This window comes from Chromobacterium sp. Panama (assembly GCF_003052555.1).
Classification (GTDB): Bacteria; Pseudomonadota; Gammaproteobacteria; order Burkholderiales; family Chromobacteriaceae; genus Chromobacterium.
Genome location: NZ_QARX01000001.1, coordinates 4168526 through 4187058 on the forward strand (window position 1 = coordinate 4168526; position 18533 = coordinate 4187058).

13 protein-coding genes are annotated in these 18533 nt (G+C 64.0%); 10 read left to right on the forward strand and 3 right to left on the reverse strand.

Annotation, left to right across the window (positions count from 1 at the left end):
* Positions 1–177: 177 nt before the first annotated feature.
* Complete coding sequence (nadB, locus tag DB032_RS18855; protein WP_107800816.1) at positions 178–1770, forward strand: L-aspartate oxidase; 1593 nt, start codon at positions 178–180, stop codon at positions 1768–1770.
* Positions 1771–1933: 163 nt separating this feature from the next.
* Here nadB and DB032_RS18860 read toward each other — a convergent pair whose 3' ends face one another.
* Both DB032_RS18860 and DB032_RS18865 read right to left on the reverse strand, forming a co-directional pair.
* Positions 1934–2440, reverse strand: a complete 507-nt coding sequence (locus DB032_RS18860; RefSeq protein ID WP_081548533.1) for a DUF1993 family protein — start codon at positions 2438–2440, stop codon at positions 1934–1936.
* 178 nt (positions 2441–2618) lie between these two features.
* Positions 2619–4904 carry a PAS domain S-box protein gene (locus tag DB032_RS18865; RefSeq protein WP_233246740.1) on the reverse strand — a complete coding sequence of 762 codons (2286 nt, stop codon included), beginning with the start codon at positions 4902–4904 and terminating at the stop codon, positions 2619–2621.
* Between the two features lie 210 nt (positions 4905–5114).
* Here DB032_RS18865 and DB032_RS18870 point away from each other — a divergent pair, with 210 nt between their 5' ends.
* The 7 genes from DB032_RS18870 (at position 5115) to DB032_RS18900 (ending at position 13792) form a co-directional block, all read left to right on the forward strand.
* The gene (locus tag DB032_RS18870; protein WP_107800818.1) at positions 5115–6119 is read left to right on the forward strand and encodes a TRAP transporter substrate-binding protein; all 1005 of its coding nucleotides are present in this window, start codon (positions 5115–5117) and stop codon (positions 6117–6119) included.
* A gap of 59 nt (positions 6120–6178) precedes the next feature.
* Complete coding sequence (locus DB032_RS18875; protein WP_107800819.1) at positions 6179–6769, forward strand: TRAP transporter small permease; 591 nt, start codon at positions 6179–6181, stop codon at positions 6767–6769.
* The gene (locus tag DB032_RS18880; protein WP_081548523.1) at positions 6766–8094 is read left to right on the forward strand and encodes a TRAP transporter large permease; all 1329 of its coding nucleotides are present in this window, start codon (positions 6766–6768) and stop codon (positions 8092–8094) included. The genes DB032_RS18875 and DB032_RS18880 overlap by 4 nt, the downstream gene beginning before the upstream one ends.
* Before the next feature lie 155 nt (positions 8095–8249).
* Complete coding sequence (locus DB032_RS18885) at positions 8250–10526, forward strand: NADP-dependent malic enzyme (RefSeq protein WP_107800820.1); 2277 nt, start codon at positions 8250–8252, stop codon at positions 10524–10526.
* A gap of 79 nt (positions 10527–10605) precedes the next feature.
* The gene (locus DB032_RS18890; protein ID WP_107800821.1) at positions 10606–10860 is read left to right on the forward strand and encodes a PhaM family polyhydroxyalkanoate granule multifunctional regulatory protein; all 255 of its coding nucleotides are present in this window, start codon (positions 10606–10608) and stop codon (positions 10858–10860) included.
* Between the two features lie 184 nt (positions 10861–11044).
* A complete protein-coding gene (locus DB032_RS18895; protein ID WP_107800822.1) occupies positions 11045–12748 on the forward strand; it encodes a glycosyltransferase family 39 protein in 1704 nt (567 codons plus the stop codon).
* 120 nt (positions 12749–12868) lie between these two features.
* Positions 12869–13792 carry a VirK/YbjX family protein gene (locus DB032_RS18900; RefSeq protein WP_107800823.1) on the forward strand — a complete coding sequence of 308 codons (924 nt, stop codon included), beginning with the start codon at positions 12869–12871 and terminating at the stop codon, positions 13790–13792.
* On the opposite strand, the gene DB032_RS18905 is transcribed toward DB032_RS18900, so the two are convergent.
* Entirely contained in the window at positions 13767–14375 is a 609-nt protein-coding gene (locus DB032_RS18905) for a flavin reductase family protein (protein ID WP_107800824.1), read from the reverse strand. The two genes, DB032_RS18900 and DB032_RS18905, sit on opposite strands and share 26 nt — an antisense overlap.
* A 111-nt stretch (positions 14376–14486) precedes the next feature.
* Between DB032_RS18905 and dnaE the strand changes: the two genes are divergently transcribed.
* Together dnaE and DB032_RS18915 are read left to right on the forward strand one after the other, a co-directional pair.
* Positions 14487–17936 carry a DNA polymerase III subunit alpha gene (dnaE, locus tag DB032_RS18910; protein ID WP_107800825.1) on the forward strand — a complete coding sequence of 1150 codons (3450 nt, stop codon included), beginning with the start codon at positions 14487–14489 and terminating at the stop codon, positions 17934–17936.
* A 121-nt stretch (positions 17937–18057) separates the two neighbouring features.
* A complete protein-coding gene (locus DB032_RS18915; protein WP_107800826.1) occupies positions 18058–18501 on the forward strand; it encodes an N-acetyltransferase in 444 nt (147 codons plus the stop codon).
* Positions 18502–18533: the final 32 nt, after the last annotated feature.

An 18533-nucleotide genomic window follows, 5' to 3' on the forward strand; every position in this document is an offset into this window, starting at 1 on the left:
ACCCGCAGCTCCACTATGGCGACGACAACGCTGGCATCCTGGGCCTTTATCGTATCGGCTCATTAATCCCCTTGGATTTGACCAGTCCCCATCCGTCCCCTCCCCCATCTGTCACACCAGCATGAAGTCTGCTACGCTGCCTATCCATTTCGACTCTGCGTCCTGCAGGATTTCATCATGCTCAAGTTTGATGTTCTGATCATCGGCAGCGGTCTGGCCGGGATGACCTTAGCCTTGCACCTGGCGGAAAGCCGCAAGGTGGGCCTGATTACCAAGCGCGATTTGCTGGAAGGCAGTTCCACTTACGCCCAGGGCGGCATCGCTGCGGTGCTGGACACCGAGGATTCGGTGGAGGAACACATCCGCGATACGCTGATTGCCGGCGCAGGGCTGTGCAATGAGGAGACCACGCGCTTCATTGTCGAGCATTCCAAGGAAGCCATTGATTGGCTGATTGCGCTGGGCGTGCCCTTCACCAAGGATGAAACCCACCGCACCGGTTATCACCTGACCCGCGAGGGCGGCCACAGCCACCGCCGCATCATCCACGCCGCGGACGCCACCGGCGCGGCGGTGACCAGCACGCTGGGGCAGAAGATCAAGGCCCACCCCAATATCACGGAGCTGGAAGAGCATATCGCCATCGATCTGATCACCTCGCGCAAGCTGGGCCTGCCCGGCAACCGCGCCTATGGGGTGTACGCGCTGGACAAGCTGGCGGATCAGGTGGTGACCATCGCCGCCAAGCACACCATCCTGGCCTCCGGCGGCGCCGGCAAGGTTTACCTGTACACCACCAACCCGGACACCGCCACCGGCGACGGCATCGCCATGGGCTGGCGCGCCGGCTGCCGGGTGGGGAATATGGAATTCATGCAGTTCCACCCCACTTGCCTGTATCACCCGCACAGCAAGTCCTTCCTGATCACCGAGGCGGTACGCGGCGAGGGGGGCATCCTGAAGCTGCCGGACGGCACCCGCTTTATGCCGGAGCACGATCCGCGCGCCGAGCTGGCGCCGCGCGACGTGGTGGCGCGCGCCATCGACTTTGAGATGAAGAAGCACGGCCTGGATTGCGTCTACCTGGACATTTCCTACAAGCCTGCCCATTTCATCCGCGAGCATTTCCCCAATATCTACGCCCATTGCCTGGAGCTGGGCATAGACATCACCCAACAGCCCATCCCGGTGGTGCCGGCGGTGCATTTCACCTGCGGCGGCCTGGTTACGGACCTGACCGGCCACACCGATGTGGACGCGCTGTACGCGGTGGGCGAAGTGGCCTGCACCGGCCTGCACGGGGCCAACCGGCTGGCCAGCAACTCCTTGCTGGAATGTCTGGTGATAGGCAAGGCGGCGGCGGCGGACATCCTGGCCGCGCCGGAGATCAAGCTGCCCAAGATCCCGGACTGGGACGACAGCCAGGTGACGGACCCGGACGAGGAGGTGGTGATTTCCCACAACTGGGACGAGCTGCGCCGGGCGATGTGGGACTATGTGGGCATAGTGCGCACCAATAAGCGGCTGATGCGGGCGCAAAACCGCATCCGCCTGCTGTCCGAGGAGATCAACGAGTATTACCGCCATTTCCACGTCAGCAACGATCTGATCGAGCTGCGCAATCTGGTGCAGACTTCGGAGCTGATCGTGCGTTCGGCGCTGCTGCGCAAGGAGAGCCGCGGCCTGCACTACAGCCGCGACTATCCGGAGAAGCTGGAGCAGGCGCAGGAGACCATCCTGACGCCGGAGGCGCCGGCCGCCGGCGGCTGAGCGGCGGCGGCCCCCAAGACTTAGAACGTGTTTACGATCTCGCGAGCTAAGGCGAGACAAGGCGGAAACGAGCGAAAAAGCGGAATGTACACGTGGTACATGAGCATTTTGAGCTTGGTTTCAACGCCGTATCGCCGACGCGCAGCAGATCGTAAACAGGTTCTTACACGCCGCCCAAGTAATCCATCTTGCCCAGCGCCACGCCGTTGTGGCGCAGGATGGCGTAGGCGGCGGTGAGGTGGAAGTAGAAGTTGGGCAGCACAAAGCCCAGCAGATAGTTCTGTCCGCTGAAGCGGATTTCGTCGCCGCGCACTTTCAGCACCACTTCCCGCGTCTCGCTGCCGTCGATCTGCGCGGCGTTAAAACCCTGCAAAAACGCCACGGTCTTGGCGATGCGCTGTTGCAAATCGGCAAAGCTGGCTTCGTCGTCGGCGTAGCTGGGCACGTCGACGCCCGCCAGCCGCGCGGCGCAGCCTTTGGCGCTGTCGCTGGCGATCTGCACCTGGCGCGTCAGCGCGAACATGTCCGGCGCCAGCCGGGCGTTCAGCAGCACGTCCGGCGCGATGTTGCGCGCGGCGGCGTCGGCGGCGGCCTTGTCCAGGATGGCGGACAGATTGTTCAGGCCCCGGATCAGCGCCGGGACGGAGGCTTGGTACATGGAAACGGACATGGCGGGCTCCTGTCGGATGCGGGAAGGCGGGCGCGGCGGACATTCCGGCGCGCCGCCACAGCATAAGCCAATCCGCCGCCGGGAAACAGACGTGAGCCCGGCAGCGGCTTATTCAAAACGGCCCTTCACCGCCCCCGTCCGCCGCCTGCCCTCTCTGTCCCATGCGGAGGCAGGGCTCTCACTTGGCCAGCGGCAGGGTGAACCAGAACGCGCAGCCGCCGGCCACGGTGCTGTTGGCGCCGAATTCGCCGCGGTGGAATTCAACGATGGAGCGGCAGATGTTCAGGCCGATGCCCATGCCTTCCGGCTTGGTGGAGTAGAACGGGGTGAACAGATTGCTCTTCATCGCCTCGGACAGGCCGGGGCCGTTGTCCACCACTTCCACCCGCCAGAAGGCGGTGCCGATGGAGGTGCGCACTTTGACCCGCGGTCGCTTGGTCTGCGCTTCCTGCATCGCTTCAATGGCGTTTTTCATCAGATTGAGCAGCACTTGCTCGATCAGCACCGGGTCCATGTCCAGCAGGCAGCCTGCCGGGTCTTGTTCCACCTGCAGCTTGACCCCGGCTTTGACCGCCAGGCCTTCCGCCAGGCCGACGGCGCGCAGCACCACCGGCCCCGGTTCCACGCGCTGCAATTGGGGCTCGTGCTTTTTGACGAAGGCGCGGATGCTGCTGACGATCTGGGCCGCGCGCTTGGCCTGTCCGGCGATTTCCTGAATCGCTTCGCGCACGCCGGCCGGCAGTTCCAGTTCCGCCGGCAGCCGGCGGCTGACGCCGGCGGCGTAGGTGTTGATGGCGGTCAGCGGCTGGTTCAGTTCATGCGCTAGCGTGGAGGCCATTTCGCCCATGGCGATCAGGCGCGAGGTGTTTTGCAGCCGTTCCTGCTGCGCCAGTTCCCGCCCTTCGCGCGCCTTGTCTTCGCTGACGTCGGCCAGGATGGCCAGCCAGGCGGATTCGCCGTTCACCCAGTCTATGCGGCGGCGGTGCATCTGGAACCAGCTGCCGCCGCCGTCGGTGGTGAATTCCAGGCCGTACTCGTCTTGTTCCGGCTGTTCCTGCAGGCCGGGCAGCAGCACGCAGCAGGGGCCGTCCGGCTCCACCGTCAGCCATAGCCGGGCAAACGCCGGATTGGCGTACAGCAGCAGGCCGCCGCTTTCTTCCATCACGCAGACGCCGGCCACCAGGCCGTTGAGCACGGTGAGGAAGCGCTGATGGGAGGCGTTGAGCGCCAGCCGCTGCCGCTTGCGCTCGGTGATGTCGAACAGGGAGGCGATCCAGCCGCGCTGACTGCCGTCGGCTTCCACCAGCGGGGTGGCGTAGAGCCGCACTTCGATGAATTCGCCGTCCTTGCGCGCAAAGCGCAGTTCGAAGCCCTCTTCCGGCTGGCGGTTGTCGCGCACCGCGGCGATCGCCGCGGTCATGGCCGCGTGGTCGTCCTCCGGCCAGAACGGATGCGGCGGCGCCTGACCCACCAGTTCGTCCGCGCCGAAGCCCAGCATGTCGCAGAAGGCGCGGTTGACGCGCACAATGCGCCCTTCGTCCTCCAAAGCCACCAGGCCGCTTTTCATGCAGTCTTCTATCGCCTGGCGCAAGGACACTTCCTTGGCCAGCGCCTGTTCCGCGTGCGCGCGTTCGCGCACGTGGCGGCGGATGCGCCAGGCGGCGTACAAGAGCGCGCTGACCAGCAGCGCGATCAGGCCGGACAGCACCGGCAGGGTCAGCCCCAGGCCGGCGCGGTAGCTGGTCGCGTGCAGATAGAGGCCGTAGCCGGGCGGGTCGAAGCTGGTTTGATGCGAGAGGGTGCCGGGACGCTCCGCCGGATCGAACTTGCTGGCCAGGATTTTGCCGCTCAAATCCTGGATGCTGATGTAGTTCTTGGAGGCGATCCACCACGGCACCTGGTTGAACAACAGCAGGTCCATCTGGTAGGCCAGCCTCAGCCCGCCCAGGGGTTTGCCGTCGTGGACGATGGGCACGGCCAGATCGAAGCGGTATTTGCCGTCGCCGCCCTGATAGGGTTCGCCGTAACTGGGCCGCAGCAGGCGGTTGGCGCGCCACAGCGCGTCGAAGGTTTCTCCGGTCAGCACGCTGCCGTCGCGGCGGGTGCCGTGCTGGTCGCGCACCACCCTGCCGTCCACGTCCACCTGCTCGATGCTCAGCAGTTCCGGGTTGCCCCGCAGGTAAAACGCGGCTTGCCGGGCAAAGCGCTGGCTGTCGATATTGCCGTCCTCGATTTCCCGGCCCAGATTTTCAGCCCATTCCTGCTGCCCTTCCAGATACATGCGCAAGGACTGCTCCAGCCACAGCACTTCCTGGATCAGATTGTCTTGCTGCTCGTCGCGCCAGTCCCGGTAAACCAGGTAGAACAGGCTGCCCAGCGCCAACAGCAGGGCCAGCAACAGCGCGCCGGCGCTGAGCCAGAGCATGCCGGGGGAACGGCGCGACAATAAATTTTTTATCTGCATGGCATTCTAGGGAAAGCCCTAATGCGGAAGTCCCTAATAGTTGAAAGAAATAGGAAATCCTACTTTACACGGAACAAGCAGACTGTCCACAAGGACAGCGCATAAGGAAAAACCGCCCACGGCGCCGGCCAAATCGCTTTTGCCGGCCATAAAATGCCAAGGGATTGGTGGATTCCATACAACACTATACAAGTACGATGGAGATAGAGAATGAAACTGAAGACTGCCGCCGTGGCCCTCTGCGCCGCGTTCGCCTTGTCCGGCGTTGCCAACGCCGCCGGCGAGATCCTCATCAAATTCAGCCATGTGGTGTCTCCGGACACCCCCAAGGGCAAAGCCGCCGAATATTTCAAGAAACTGGCTGAGGAACGCACCAAGGGCAAGGTCAAGGTGCAAGTGTATCCCAACAGCCAGTTGTACAAGGACAAGGAAGAACTGGAGGCGCTGCAGCTGGGCGCGGTTCAGATGCTGGCGCCCAGCCTGGCCAAGTTCGGTCCGCTGGGGGTCAAGGAGTTCGAGGTCTTCGATCTGCCCTATCTGTTCGACAATTACGACCAGGTCAACAAGGTGATGCACGGCCCCATCGGCAAGCAGTTGCTGGGCAAGCTGGAGGGCAAGGGCATCAAGGGCCTGGCCTATTGGGACAACGGCTTCAAGAATTTCTCCGCCAACAAGCCCATCCGCACCCCGGCCGACCTCAAGGGCCTGAAGATCCGCATCCAGTCGTCCAAGGTGCTGGAAGAGGAAATGCGCACCCTGGGCGCGCTGCCGCAAGTGATGGCTTTCTCCGAGGTGTATCAGGCGCTGCAGACCGGCGTGGTGGATGGCACCGAGCTGGAAGCGTCCAATCTGTACACCAGCAAGGCCTATGAGGTGCAAAAACAGCTGACGCTGACCCAGCACGGCTTCCTCGGCTACGCCGTCATCGTCAACAAGAAGTTCTGGGACGGCCTGCCGGCCGACGTGCGCGCCCAGCTGGACAGCGCGATCCGCGATGCGTCCACCTACGCCAACGATATCGCGAAGAAGGAAAACGAACGCGCGCTGGCCGGCATCAAGGCTTCCGGCAAAACCCAGATCTACACCCCCACTCCGCAGGAACGCAGCGCCTTCAAAAAGGCGTTGGCGCCGGTCCACGCCAAGATGGCCGGCCGCATTGGCCAGGATCTGCTAAACCAGATCTATAAAGAAACCGGTTTCAATCCGGCCAAATAAAGCCAGCCCGGTTCAAGAGCATGCCCTCAAGCATGCTCTTGTTCCATGCGGAGACAGATATGTTGAAATTCCTCGATCACCTTGAGGAGTGGATGATCGCCTGCCTGATGGGGGCGGCCACCCTCATCACCTTTACCGCGGTGCTGCACCGCTACGGTTCGGGCATCGCCACTCTGCAACCGCTGCTCGCCCACATCAATATGTCCTGGGCGCAGGAGCTGACCATTTACCTCTTCGTCTGGATGGCCAAGTTCGGCGCCGCTTACGGCGTGCGCACCGGCATCCATGTCGGCGTGGATGTGCTGATCAACCGGCTCAGCGACAAACGACGCGGACGTTTCATCGTCTTCGGCCTGCTGGCCGGCGCGCTGTTCACCGGCACCGTCGCCGTCATGGGCGCGGATTTCGTCTGGGACATCGCCCACACCGATCAAACCTCGCCGGATCTGGAGGCGCCGATGTGGCTGGTCTACCTGGCCATTCCCTGTGGTTCTTCGCTGATGTGCTTCCGCTTCCTGCAAGTGGCCTGGAATTTCCTCAGGACCGGCTCGCTGCCCAAGCATGACCACGGCCATGTGGACGGCCTGGACGGCGACGAGCAGCTGGACAATATGCACCCCCACGATATGCATCACGGAGGCCGCCCATGAGCGCCTTGATCATTTTCGGCCTGTTGATGCTGCTGATGCTGACCGGCATGCCGATTTCCATCTCCCTGGGCCTGACGGTGCTGACCTTCCTGTTCACCATGACGGATGTGCCGGTCACCTCGGTGGCGCTGAAGCTGTTCACCGGCATCGAGAAGTTTGAAATCATGGCCATTCCCTTCTTCATCCTGGCCGGCAACTTCCTGATGCACGGCGGCGTGGCCAAACGGATGATCCGCTTCGCCACTACGCTGGTGGGCCACTGGTACGGCGGCCTGGGCCTGGCCGGCGTGGTGTCCTGCGCGCTGTTCGCCGCCATCACCGGCTCATCTGTCGCCACCGTGGTGGCGGTGGGTTCCATCATTCTGCCGGCCATGGTCAAGCAGGGCTATCCGCAGCGCTTCGGCGCCGGCGTGATCACCACTTCCGGCGCGCTGGGCATTCTGTTTCCGCCGTCGATCAATCTGGTGATGTACAGCATCGCCACCGCCGGCATGGATGTCACCGGCCCCAACGGCATGAGCGTCAGCACCGCCTCGGTGGGCCAGCTGTTCATGGCGGGCGTGCTGCCCGGCCTGTGCCTGTCCCTGCTGCTGGGCCTGACCACCTGGTTCCGCGCCAAGAAGTTCGACTACCCGCGCCTGCCCCGCGCCGGCTGGGGCGAGCGTTGGCAGGCTTTCCGCGACAGCGTCTGGGGCTTGTTGTTGATCGCGCTGGTGATAGGCGGCATTTACAGCGGCATCTTCACGCCCACCGAGGCGGCGGCGATGGCGGCGGTGTACGCCTTCGTGATCGCGGTCTTCGTCTACAAGGACATGGGGCTGAAGGATGTGCCCAAGGTCTTGCTGAACGCGGCGTCCATGAGTTCCATGCTGCTCTACATCATCACCAACGCGGTGCTGTTCTCCTTCCTGCTGGCGTCCGAGCAGATTCCGCAGGCGATGGCGGCCTGGATGACCGGCCAGGGCCTGGGCATCGTCGCCTTCTTGCTGCTGACCAATATCCTGCTGCTGGCGGCCGGCAACTTCATGGACCCGTCCGCCATCGTGCTGATCATGGCGCCCATCCTTTATCCGGTGGCGGTGAAACTGGGCGTCAATCCCATCCACTTTGGCATTCTGATCGCGGTGAACATGGAAGTGGGCATGTGCCACCCGCCGGTGGGATTGAACCTTTACGTGGCTTCCGGGATCACCAAGATGGGCATCACCGAACTGACGGTGGCGGTCTGGCCCTGGTTGCTGACCATGCTGGGCTTCCTGGTGGCCGTCACCTACATTCCGGAGATCTCGCTATGGCTGCCGCGCGCGCTGGGCATGGTGAATTAGCATCCGCCTGACAGGCGTGAAAACGCGATGGCATGCGCCATCGCGTTTTTTGTCCGACAAGGCGATAGCCCCGCCTGCCCTTAAGCCCGTATAATGTGTAGTTACTCTCTTACACCAACCAACCACCTAAAGATCAACCTCAGGAGTCCCAGAGAATGGACGAGCAATTGCGCCAGAGCGCACTGGAATACCACCAGTACCCCAACCCGGGCAAAATCCAGGTTGCCCCGACCAAGCCTCTCACCACCCAACGCGATCTCGCCCTGGCCTACTCCCCCGGAGTGGCGGCCGCCTGCGACGCCATCGTGGAAGATCCGCTGAACGCCTACAAATACACCGCGCGCGGCAATCTGGTGGCGGTGATCTCCAACGGCACCGCGGTGCTGGGCCTGGGCAATATCGGCGCGCTGGCCGGCAAGCCGGTGATGGAAGGCAAGGGCGTGCTGTTCAAGAAGTTCGCCGGCATCGATGTGTTCGACATCGAGGTCAACGAGCTGGATCCGGACAAGCTGGTGGACATCATCTGTTCGCTGGAACCCACTTTCGGCGGCATCAACCTGGAAGACATCAAGGCGCCCGAGTGCTTCTACATCGAGAAGAAGTGCCGCGAACGCATGAACATTCCGGTGTTCCATGACGACCAGCACGGCACCGCCATCGTGGCCGCCGCCGCGGTGCTCAACGGCCTGCGTCTGGTGGAGAAGGACATCGCACAAGTGCGCGTGGTGGCCTCCGGCGCCGGCGCCGCCGCCATCGCCTGCCTGGACCTGCTGGTGGCGCTGGGCGTGAACCGCGACAACATCACCGTCTGCGACTCCAAAGGCGTGATCTACGAAGGCCGCGACGAGAAACTGGACGACTCCAAGAAACGCTACGCGATCAAGGACAACGGCCAACGCAAGCTGGCCGACGCCATGGCCGGCGCCGACATCTTCATGGGCCTGTCCGGTCCCAAGCTGGTGTCCCAGGACATGGTCAAATCCATGGCCCGCTCGCCGCTGATCCTGGCCATGGCCAACCCGGAACCGGAAATCCTGCCGCCGCTGGTGAAGGAAGTGCGCCCGGACGCCATCATCGGCACCGGCCGTTCGGACTATCCGAACCAGGTCAACAACGTGCTGTGCTTCCCCTTCATCTTCCGCGGCGCGCTGGACGTGGGCGCCACCACCATCAATGAAGAGATGAAACTGGCCACGGTGCGCGCCATCGCCGACCTGGCGCTGGCCGAGCAAAACGACGTGGTGGCCACCGCCTACGGCGACCAGGAACTGTCCTTCGGCCCGGAATACGTGATTCCGAAACCGTTCGACCCGCGTCTGATCGTCAAGATCGCGCCCGCCGTGGCCAAGGCCGCGATGGATTCCGGCGTGGCCACTCGCCCGATCCAGGACTTCGACGCCTACGCCGATCAACTGGCCCAGTTCGTGTACAAGACCAATCTGTTCATGAAGCCGGTGTTCGCCCAGGCCAAGAAAGACCAGAAGCGCGTGGTGCTGACCGAGGGCGAAGACGAGCGCGTGCTGCACGCCACTCAGGAAATCGTCACCCAAGGCCTGGCCAAGCCCATCCTGATCGGCCGACCCAGCGTCATCGACATGCGCATCCAGAAGCTGGGCCTGAAACTGGTGGCCGGCAAGGACTTCGAGATCGTCAACAACGAATCCGATCCGCGCTTCGCCGAGTACTGGAAAGAGTACTATCAGCTGACCAAGCGCAAGGGCGTGTCCCAGGAGCAGGCTCGCCGTCGCGTGATCGGCAACACCACGCTGATCGGCGCGATGATGGTGCGCCGCGGCGACGCCGACGCGATGATCTGCGGCACCTACGGACCGTACCGCCAGCACTTCGACATCGTTGAAACCGTGCTCGGCTACAACAACCCGGAGCAAGTGGCCGGCGCGATGAACGCGCTGATCCTGCCCACCGGCAACATCTTCATCGCCGACACCTACGTCAACGCCGACCCGAGCGCCGAGCAACTGGCCAGCATCACCCGCATGGCCAGCGAATCGATCAAGCGCTTCGGCATTGCGCCCAAGGCCGCGCTGCTGTCCAACTCCAGCTTCGGCACGCTGAACAGCGCGTCGGCGCAGAAGATGCGCGCCGCCTTCGACCAGATCCGCTCGGCGCAGCCGGATCTGGAGATCGACGGCGAAATGCAGGGCGACGCCGCGTTGGTGGAAAGCATCCGCAACCAGGCCATGCCGGACAGCACGCTGAAAGGCTCGGCCAATCTGTTGATCATGCCGAATGTGGAAGCCGCCAACATCAGCTACAACCTGTTGCGCGTTTCCGCCTCCGACGGCGTGACCATCGGCCCCATCCTGATGGGCATGAGCAAGCCGGCTCACATCCTGACCCCGATCGCTTCGGTGCGCCGCATCGTCAACATGGTGGCCCTGGCCGCCGTGGACGCGCAGAACAGCAAGTAAGCGTTTGCCTGGCATTTAAGGCATATACTGAACGGGCAAGCACAGCTTGCCCGTTTTTTCTTCGCCAAGGGAGCCGCTCATGAGCAACGAATTCAACCCCAACGACCCCTTCTCCCTATTCCGCCAGTTCTGGCAAACCGCCACGCCGCCGGGCATGCAGCCCTTTCTGCCGCCGATGAGCGAGGAGGAGATCGAGCGCAAGCTGGCGGAATTGCGCGTGGTGGAAAGCTGGCTGACCATGAATATGGGCATGCTGAGCATGCAGATCAAAGCCCTGGAAATGCAGAAGTCCGCGCTGCACTCGATGCGGCCTAAAGACCCGCCGCACAATTGAAACCGCCCCCGCCCCGATGCGGCCGCGCTCAAGTTTGCTTGGCGCGCAAACAACGCTACACTCTACCGTCCGGCCGCGGATCTTCCTGGCAGAAGCCCGCGGTCGCCATGCCTCAAGGTGATGAACGGGACGGCTCGCCCTCCCCTTTCCCATAACAATTAACGACCACTTTTCCGCGGACTCCATGCGTTTCTCCACTCCTTACGCCGCGCAGCCCGCAGATTCCGGCCTGCCTTCCATCCCCGTCTGGCTGTTCTTGCTCATCGCCGTCGCCTGGCTGCTGCCCGGCCTGGTGGGTCATGAGCCCTGGAAGCCGGACGAAGCCTACACCTTCGGCCTGATCCGCCATATCGCTCAGACCGGCGACTGGATCGTGCCGACGCTGGCCGGCGAGCCCTTCATGGAAAAGCCGCCGCTGTTCTTCATCAGCGCCGCCTTCACCATGCAATTGTTCAGCGGCTGGCTCAGCGCGCCGGACGCCGCGCGGCTGGCCGCCGGCGGCTGGATGGCGCTGGCCCTGGCCGGCACCGCCGTCTCCGCCGGCGCCTTGTACGGCCGCCGCGCCGCCGCCTGGGGCGCCTTGCTGCTGCTGGGTTGCCTGGGCCTGCCGATGCGCGCCCATCAAATGATCACGGACACCGCCCTGCTGGCCGGCGTGGCCTGGGGTCTGGCCGGACTGGTGCTGCTGCGCCGGCGCGCCTTGCTCGGCGGCGCGCTGCTGGGCCTGGGCGGCGGCGTCGCCTTCCTGAGCAAGGGCCTGCTCGGCCCCGGCTGCCTGGGCCTGACCGCCTTGTTGCTGCCGCTGCACCCGGATTACCGCAACCGCCGTTACGCCGGCGGCCTGCTGCTGGCCGCGCTGATCGGCCTGCCGCTGACCGCGCTGTGGGGCTTGAGCCTGTACTTGCGCGACCCGGCCTTGTTCCAGCTGTGGTTCAAAGTGAACAACTTCGGCCGCTTCGACGGCAGCGCCCATCTGGGCCCCAAGGCGCCGCGCCTGTTCTACGGCCGCACCCTGCCCTGGTACGGCATCCCGGTCTTGCCGCTGGCCTTGTGGGGGCTGTGGCGCGGCCGCCGACAATGGACCCACGCCTGGCCGGCGGCGCCGGCGCTGCTCTGGCTGGTGACGCTGACCGTCTTGTCGCTGGCGGGCGACGCCCGCGAACTCTATGCGATGCCCTTGCTGCTGCCGCTGGCGCTGCTGGCCATCGCCGGTTTGCGCGCCGGCGAATCCCATCGCGGCTGGCGCGCGCTGTCCGGCTTCAGCCTATTTCTCTGCCTGGCGCTTGGCGCCTTCGTGCTCGCCGTCGCCTGGGTGCTTTCCACCGGCGAACCGGCACAATGGTCCCGTCACCTGCTACACCGCAAGTTCACCGATTGGCACCCGCAGTGGCATCCATGGACCTGGCTGGCCTTCGGCCTGATCGCCGGCGGCGCAGCCTGGCTATGGCGACGCTTTCCGGCCGATACCGCGCCCGGCTTCGCCTGGCGCTGGAGCCTGACCATCGTGCTGTTGTGGGGCGGCCTGGCCACGCTGTGGCTGCCGGCGCTGGATCACGGCATGCGCTACCGCGAAACCTTCGCCCCGCTGCGCCCTGTCCTGGCCGACATCGGCCGGCAAGGCGAATGCGTCGCCAGCGTCGGCCTGGGCGAACCCCAACGCGCGCTGCTGGACTACTACGCCGATTACCGCACGCTGCGGCTGGAAAGCACGTCGCAAGCCAAAGACTGCCGCTGGTTGCTGGTCCAGTCTCTTCACGACCAGCTGCCGGCCTTTCTCCGCGGTCTGACGCCGATGGCGAGCTTCCAGCGTCCGGGCGACCCGAAGGAACGCTTCCGCCTGTATCGGCTGGAACAACCTCTGGGCCAGCTGTTGGATACGGGAAAATAATTACAATGTATTTAATTTCAGACGAAATCGTCACAATTCGTCACAGTTTGCCCCATATTCATTAACAATCACAGCGCCGCGATAACGTAGCCTTAACCCTTTTTTTCTTGAGGTTATGGTATGTCGGCGCTGAACGCGGTGGATTTATTCTGGTCTCTGGCCAGCGGGCGCTTCTCCCGCAAGGACGGATTCGACGAAGGGAAGAATCGCTGCAAATTCGCGCTGCGCGGACTGCTGACCCTGCCCTGGACGCTGCGCTGGCTGGACAGCTGGGGCCAACCCGCGCTGCGCCGCCATCTGCAGGCCAATCCGCGGCTGGCCTGCAAGCTGCACCGCCCCTATCTGTACCGCGCTCTTGGCCCAAGCGGCAAGCTGGGGGCTCTGCGCGAACACTATCAGACGCTGGCGACGCGGGTGTCTCCCGCCGCCTACCGCAGCCTGCTCAGCGACGCCGGTCTGCCGCTGGCCGCGCTGCTCGGCAAAAACGAGGCCGCGATCACGGCGGTGCTGACGCACCGCCACAGCTTCGACAAAGAAGGCGAGCTGTCCTTGCAGATCTGCTCGGAGGAAGGGATCGCCATCGCCACGCTGACCTTCACCATCACCCGCCATCAAGGCGAAACCGCCATCATCATCGGCGGCCTGCAAGGCCCGCGCAAACCCCATGGCGCGGAAGCCGTGCACCAGCTCACCAAGCAAAGCCACGGCCTGTTTCCCAAGCGTTTGGCGGTTGAGGCCTTGGTCGCGCTGGCCCAGGAAATAGGCGCTAACCAGGTGCTGGCCGTCAGCAAATGGCAGCATATCTACAGCTCCTGGCGCTATCGCCGCCAGTTCTTCGCCGATTACGACAGCTTCTGGGACACCTTCGACGCCCAGCCCACCGCTTGCAAGCGCTTCTTCAGCCTGCCGCTGCAACTGCCGCGCAAGCCCCTGAGCGAGATCGCCAGCAAGAAACGCGCGGAATATCAGCGCCGCTACGCCTTACTGGACGAACTGGTCAGCCAGAGCCGCAGCGCCGTCACGCGCCGGGCCGCCGCAAACTGAAAGCCGTCTTCGCGCGGCTGAACTCGTCGCCGCCCAGCTTGCCCACCAAGTCCAGGGCCTTGCTCGCCACGCGGCCGTCCCGCCACGCCTCGTCCGCCACATGCACGTGGCGCACCTCGCCCAATACCAGATTGCCGGCGCCCGCGCCTTCGCCCAGCACCAGGCACTGGCTCAGCACGCATTCGAAACGCAGCGGCGCCTGTTCCACGCCCGGCGCCCTCACCTGCCGGCTGCGCGCCTTGCTCACGCCGGCCAGATCGAACTCGTCCACCTCCGGCGCATAAGAGCCGCAGCTGAGGTTCATCGCCTCCGCCAAGCGCTCCGGCACCACATTAACAACGAACTCGCCGGTGGCGCGGATATTGGCCAGGGTATCCTTCTCGCCGCCGCTGGCCGGCGTCAGAATGCTCAGCGCCAGCACCGGCGGCTTCACGCTGGCCACGGTGAAGAAGGAAAACGGCGCCAGATTGGCCACGCCCCGCAAGTCCTGAGTGCTGACCCAGGCGATGGGCCGGGGCTGCACGCTGCCCACCAGCAAAGGGTAGACCGCCTCCGGCGGCAAGCTCTTGATGTCGCAGTCCATGGGGATTCCTCCTAGATGCCATCATTCTAATGCTGCATAGCAGCAAAATACCAGCGCCGCCAATTGCGCCCGGCGATGGTGTCGCAACCGCTCGGCAGGTAAAATGACGCGATGAACTCACCTCGTTTTATCCATCTGCGCCTCCATTCGGAGTTCTCCATCACCGACGGCATCGTACGCCTGGATGACGCCATCAAGCGCGCCATCAAGGACAATATGCCCGCGGTGGGCATGTCCGATCTGATGAACATCTTCGGCATGGTCAAGTTCTACAAGGGCTGCCGGGACAAAGGCGTCAAGCCCATCGTGTCCTGCGATGTCTGGCTGGAAAACGAGGATGACCGCGACAAACCCTATCGCCTGATGCTGACGGTGAAGAACCGCCAGGGCTACGGGCGCTTGTGCGAACTGCTGGCCGACGCCTACACCCACAATCAGTACCGCGGCCGCGCCGAACTCAAGCGCGCCTGGCTGGAAAACGGCGACAACAGCGGCCTGATCTGCCTGTCCGGCGCCCACATGGGCGACGTGGGCCAGGCCCTGCTGATGGGCCAGCGCGACGAGGCGCGCCGCCGCGCCGAATATTGGGAGAGCTGCTTCCCGGACAGCTTCTACCTGGAGTTGCAGCGCCTGAACAACCCGCAGGTGGAGCACGCGCTGCAAGCCTCGCTGTGGCTGGCCGGCGAGACCGGCCTGCCGGTGGTGGCCACCCACCCCATCCAGTTCATGGACCCGGACGACTTCAAGGCCCACGAGGCCCGCGTCTGCATCGCCGAGGGCTTCACCCTGGGCGACAAGCGCCGGCCGCGCAGCTTCGAGGAAAACCAATACTTCCTGTCCACCGAGCAGATGCTGGAGCGCTTCGCCGACATCCCCGAAGCGCTGGAAAACTCGGTGGAAATCGCCCGCCGCTGCAATATCAGCGTGCAACTGGGCAAGAACTACCTGCCGCAATTCCCGACGCCGGACGGCATGACGCTGGACGACTACCTGGTGCATCTGTCCCAGGAAGGACTGGAAGAACGGCTGGCCAAGCTCTATCCCGATCCGGAAACGCGCGCCCAAGAGCGGCCGCGCTACGACGAGCGCTTGAAGATCGAGTGCGACACCATCATCCAGATGGGCTTCCCCGGCTACTTCCTGATCGTGGCGGACTTCATCAACTGGGCCAAGAACAACGGCTGCCCGGTGGGTCCCGGCCGCGGCTCCGGTGCCGGCTCGCTGGTGGCCTACAGCATCGGCATCACCGACATCGACCCGCTGGCCTACGCGCTGCTGTTCGAACGCTTCCTCAACCCCGAGCGGGTCTCCATGCCCGACTTCGACATCGACTTCTGCCAGGACAATCGCTACCGCGTGATCGAATACGTGCGCCAGAAATACGGCGCCGAAGCGGTGTCGCAGATCGCCACCTTCGGCACCATGGCGGCCAAGGCCGTGGTGCGCGACGTCGGCCGGGTGCTGGACCTGCCGTATATGTTCTGCGACGGCATCTCCAAACTGATTCCCGCCGCGCCCGGCAAGCAATACTCGCTGGACGACGCGGTGGAAATGGAGCCGGTGCTGCGCGAGCGGCTGGAAAACGAGGAGGAGCTGCGCGAGCTGTGGGAGTTGGCCAAGAAGCTGGAAGGCCTGACCCGCAACATCGGCATGCACGCCGGCGGCGTCTTGATCGCGCCGGGCAAGATCACCGACTTCTGCCCGATGTACCAGGCTAGCGGCGACGGCTCGGTGCCGGTGTCCATGCTGGACAAGGACGATGTGGAAAAAGTGGGCCTGGTGAAGTTCGACTTCCTCGGCCTGCGCAACCTGACGATTATCGAACTGGCGGTCGGCTACATCAAAGACCTGGACCCCAGCTTCGACACCGACCTCAATCTGCTCGAGTTCACCGACGCCGCTGCCTACAAAGTGCTGCAGCAGGCCAACACCACCGCCGTCTTCCAGCTTGAATCGGACGGCATGAAGCGGCTGCTGGAAAAACTGAAGCCCGACCGTTTCGAAGACATCATCGCTGTGCTGGCCCTGTACCGTCCGGGCCCGCTCGGCTCCGGCATGGTGGACGACTTCATCCTGCGCAAGGCCGGCAAGCAAGAGGTCGACTACTACCACCCGGACCTGCAGGCCTGCCTGGACCCGACCTACGGCGTGATCGTCTACCAGGAACAGGTGATGCAGATCTCGCAGATCATCGGCGGTTACACCCTGGGCGGCGCCGACATGCTGCGCCGGGCGATGGGCAAGAAAAAACCGGAGGAAATGGCCGAGCACCGCGGCAAGATCGCCCAGGGCGCGGCCACCAAGGGCTACGACCCCAAGCTCGCCGAAATGCTGTTCGACCTGATGGCCAAGTTCGCCGAGTACGGCTTCAACAAGTCGCACACCGCCGCCTACGCCGTGGTCTCCTATCAGACCGCCTGGCTCAAGGCCCACCACACCGCGGCCTTCATGGCGGCCACCATGTCCTCGGAATTGGACAACACCGACCAGCTCAAGGTGTTCTACGACGACAGTGTGGACGGCAAAAATGGCCTGATCTTCCTGCCGCCCGACGTCAACCAGAGCTACTACCGCTTCGTGCCGGTGGACCGCAAGCACATCCGCTACGCGCTGGGCGCGATCAAGGGCACCGGCGAAGCCGCCGTCGACCACATCGTCGCGATCCGCTCCGAGTCCGGGCCGTTCAAGGACTTGTTCGACTTCTGCAGCCGCACCGACAAGAAAATCGTCAACAAGCGCGTGATCGAAGCTCTGATCCGCGCCGGCGCCTTCGACAGCATAGAGCCCAACCGGGCCAAGCTGTTCGGCAACGTCGGGCTGGCGATGGACGCCGCCGAACAGGAGCACGCCAACGCCAATCAGGGCGGCTTGTTCGACATGTTCGGCGACGACGTCGCCCCCAGCGTGGAAATGGTCGAGATCAAGCCGTGGAGCGACGCGGTCAAGCTGGCGGAAGAAAAGCTGGCCATCGGCTTCTACCTGTCCGGCCACCCTTTCGCCGCCTACGCCAAGGAAATCCGCGGCTTCATCAAGACCCCGCTGTCCCGGCTCAGCCCGCGCAAGGAGCCCCAGTTGCTGGCCGGCTTCGTCACCGGCATCCGCGTCAAAGTGGGCAACCGCGGCAAAATGGCCTTCGTGCAGCTGGACGACGGCAGCACCAAATTGGAAGTCAGCCTGTTCGCGGAAAGCTTCGAAGCCAACCGCAGCCGCTTGAAAGACGACGTGGTGCTGGTGATAGAAGGCAAGGTCAGCGAGGACAACTTCTCCGGCGGCCTGCGCATCATCGCAGACAAAGTCTATGAGCTGGGCGAGGCGCGCAGCCGCTACGCGCGCAGCCTGTCGCTGAAACTGGCCGGCAAGGTGGACGTCAGCAAACTCAAGGCCCAGCTGCACCCGTTCCGCAGCGAAGACGCCGGCTGCCCGGTGCGCATCCATTACAACAACGGCGCGGCCAGCGGCGACCTGATGCTGCCCCCGCCCTGGGGCGTCCGGCTGGACGACGGGCTGTTGCTGGCGCTGCAGGACTGGTTGGGCAGCGACAAGGTCAAAGTGATGTGGTGAGCCGCCGCGCTCCCGCCAAGCCGCGCCCAGCGCGGCTTTTTTCTTGCCCCGCGCTTTGCAAGCGCCGGGCATTGCAGTAGGCTTGCCCGCTCAAACGCACCACAGAAGAGGATGTTTTCAGATGACGGCACGCCCGGCGCAACTCCAAGACGTCGCCCCGGTCTTCCAGATCGAGCAAGCGGTATTCGGCCACCACGTCTACCCGGACTTTTTCTTCCGCCAGGCCCACGACCTGTGGCCGGACCTGTTCTTCGTCGCGCCGGGCGCGCAAGACGGGGCACTGGGCGGCTACATCATCGGCGCGCCGGGCAGCGGGCAAGGCGAATTCTGGATCATGTCGCTGGCGGTCCACGAGCATTGCCGCGGACAAGGCGTAGGCAAGCAACTGCTGCAGGCCTTGCTGCAGGCGCTGCGGGCGCGCCAGGCCAGCCACGCGAAACTGACGGTTCACCCCGATAATCCCGCGGTCAGGCTGTACCAGCAGCTTGGCTTTGTCGTCGTCGAACATCAGCCTCATTACTTCGGCGACAACGATCCGCGCCTGGTCATGCGCGCGGATTTCTAGCCGTCCGGCCGCAACAAAGCCTCCCTTTGGGG

Bases quoted from the DNA above. Each gene is read 5' to 3' on its own strand.
- DB032_RS18915 (WP_107800826.1), top strand. From the start codon at position 18,058: ATGACGGCACGCCCGGCGCAACTCCAAGACGTCGCCCCGGTCTTCCAG.
- dnaE (WP_107800825.1), top strand. From the start codon at position 14,487: ATGAACTCACCTCGTTTTATCCATCTGCGCCTCCATTCGGAGTTCTCC.
- DB032_RS18865 (WP_233246740.1), bottom strand. From the start codon at position 4,904: ATGCAGATAAAAAATTTATTGTCGCGCCGTTCCCCCGGCATGCTCTGG.
- DB032_RS18900 (WP_107800823.1), top strand. From the start codon at position 12,869: ATGTCGGCGCTGAACGCGGTGGATTTATTCTGGTCTCTGGCCAGCGGG.
- DB032_RS18890 (WP_107800821.1), top strand. From the start codon at position 10,606: ATGAGCAACGAATTCAACCCCAACGACCCCTTCTCCCTATTCCGCCAG.
- DB032_RS18905 (WP_107800824.1), bottom strand. From the start codon at position 14,375: ATGGACTGCGACATCAAGAGCTTGCCGCCGGAGGCGGTCTACCCTTTG.
- DB032_RS18895 (WP_107800822.1), top strand. From the start codon at position 11,045: ATGCGTTTCTCCACTCCTTACGCCGCGCAGCCCGCAGATTCCGGCCTG.
- DB032_RS18860 (WP_081548533.1), bottom strand. From the start codon at position 2,440: ATGTCCGTTTCCATGTACCAAGCCTCCGTCCCGGCGCTGATCCGGGGC.
- DB032_RS18885 (WP_107800820.1), top strand. From the start codon at position 8,250: ATGGACGAGCAATTGCGCCAGAGCGCACTGGAATACCACCAGTACCCC.
- nadB (WP_107800816.1), top strand. From the start codon at position 178: ATGCTCAAGTTTGATGTTCTGATCATCGGCAGCGGTCTGGCCGGGATG.
- DB032_RS18875 (WP_107800819.1), top strand. From the start codon at position 6,179: ATGTTGAAATTCCTCGATCACCTTGAGGAGTGGATGATCGCCTGCCTG.
- DB032_RS18880 (WP_081548523.1), top strand. From the start codon at position 6,766: ATGAGCGCCTTGATCATTTTCGGCCTGTTGATGCTGCTGATGCTGACC.
- DB032_RS18870 (WP_107800818.1), top strand. From the start codon at position 5,115: ATGAAACTGAAGACTGCCGCCGTGGCCCTCTGCGCCGCGTTCGCCTTG.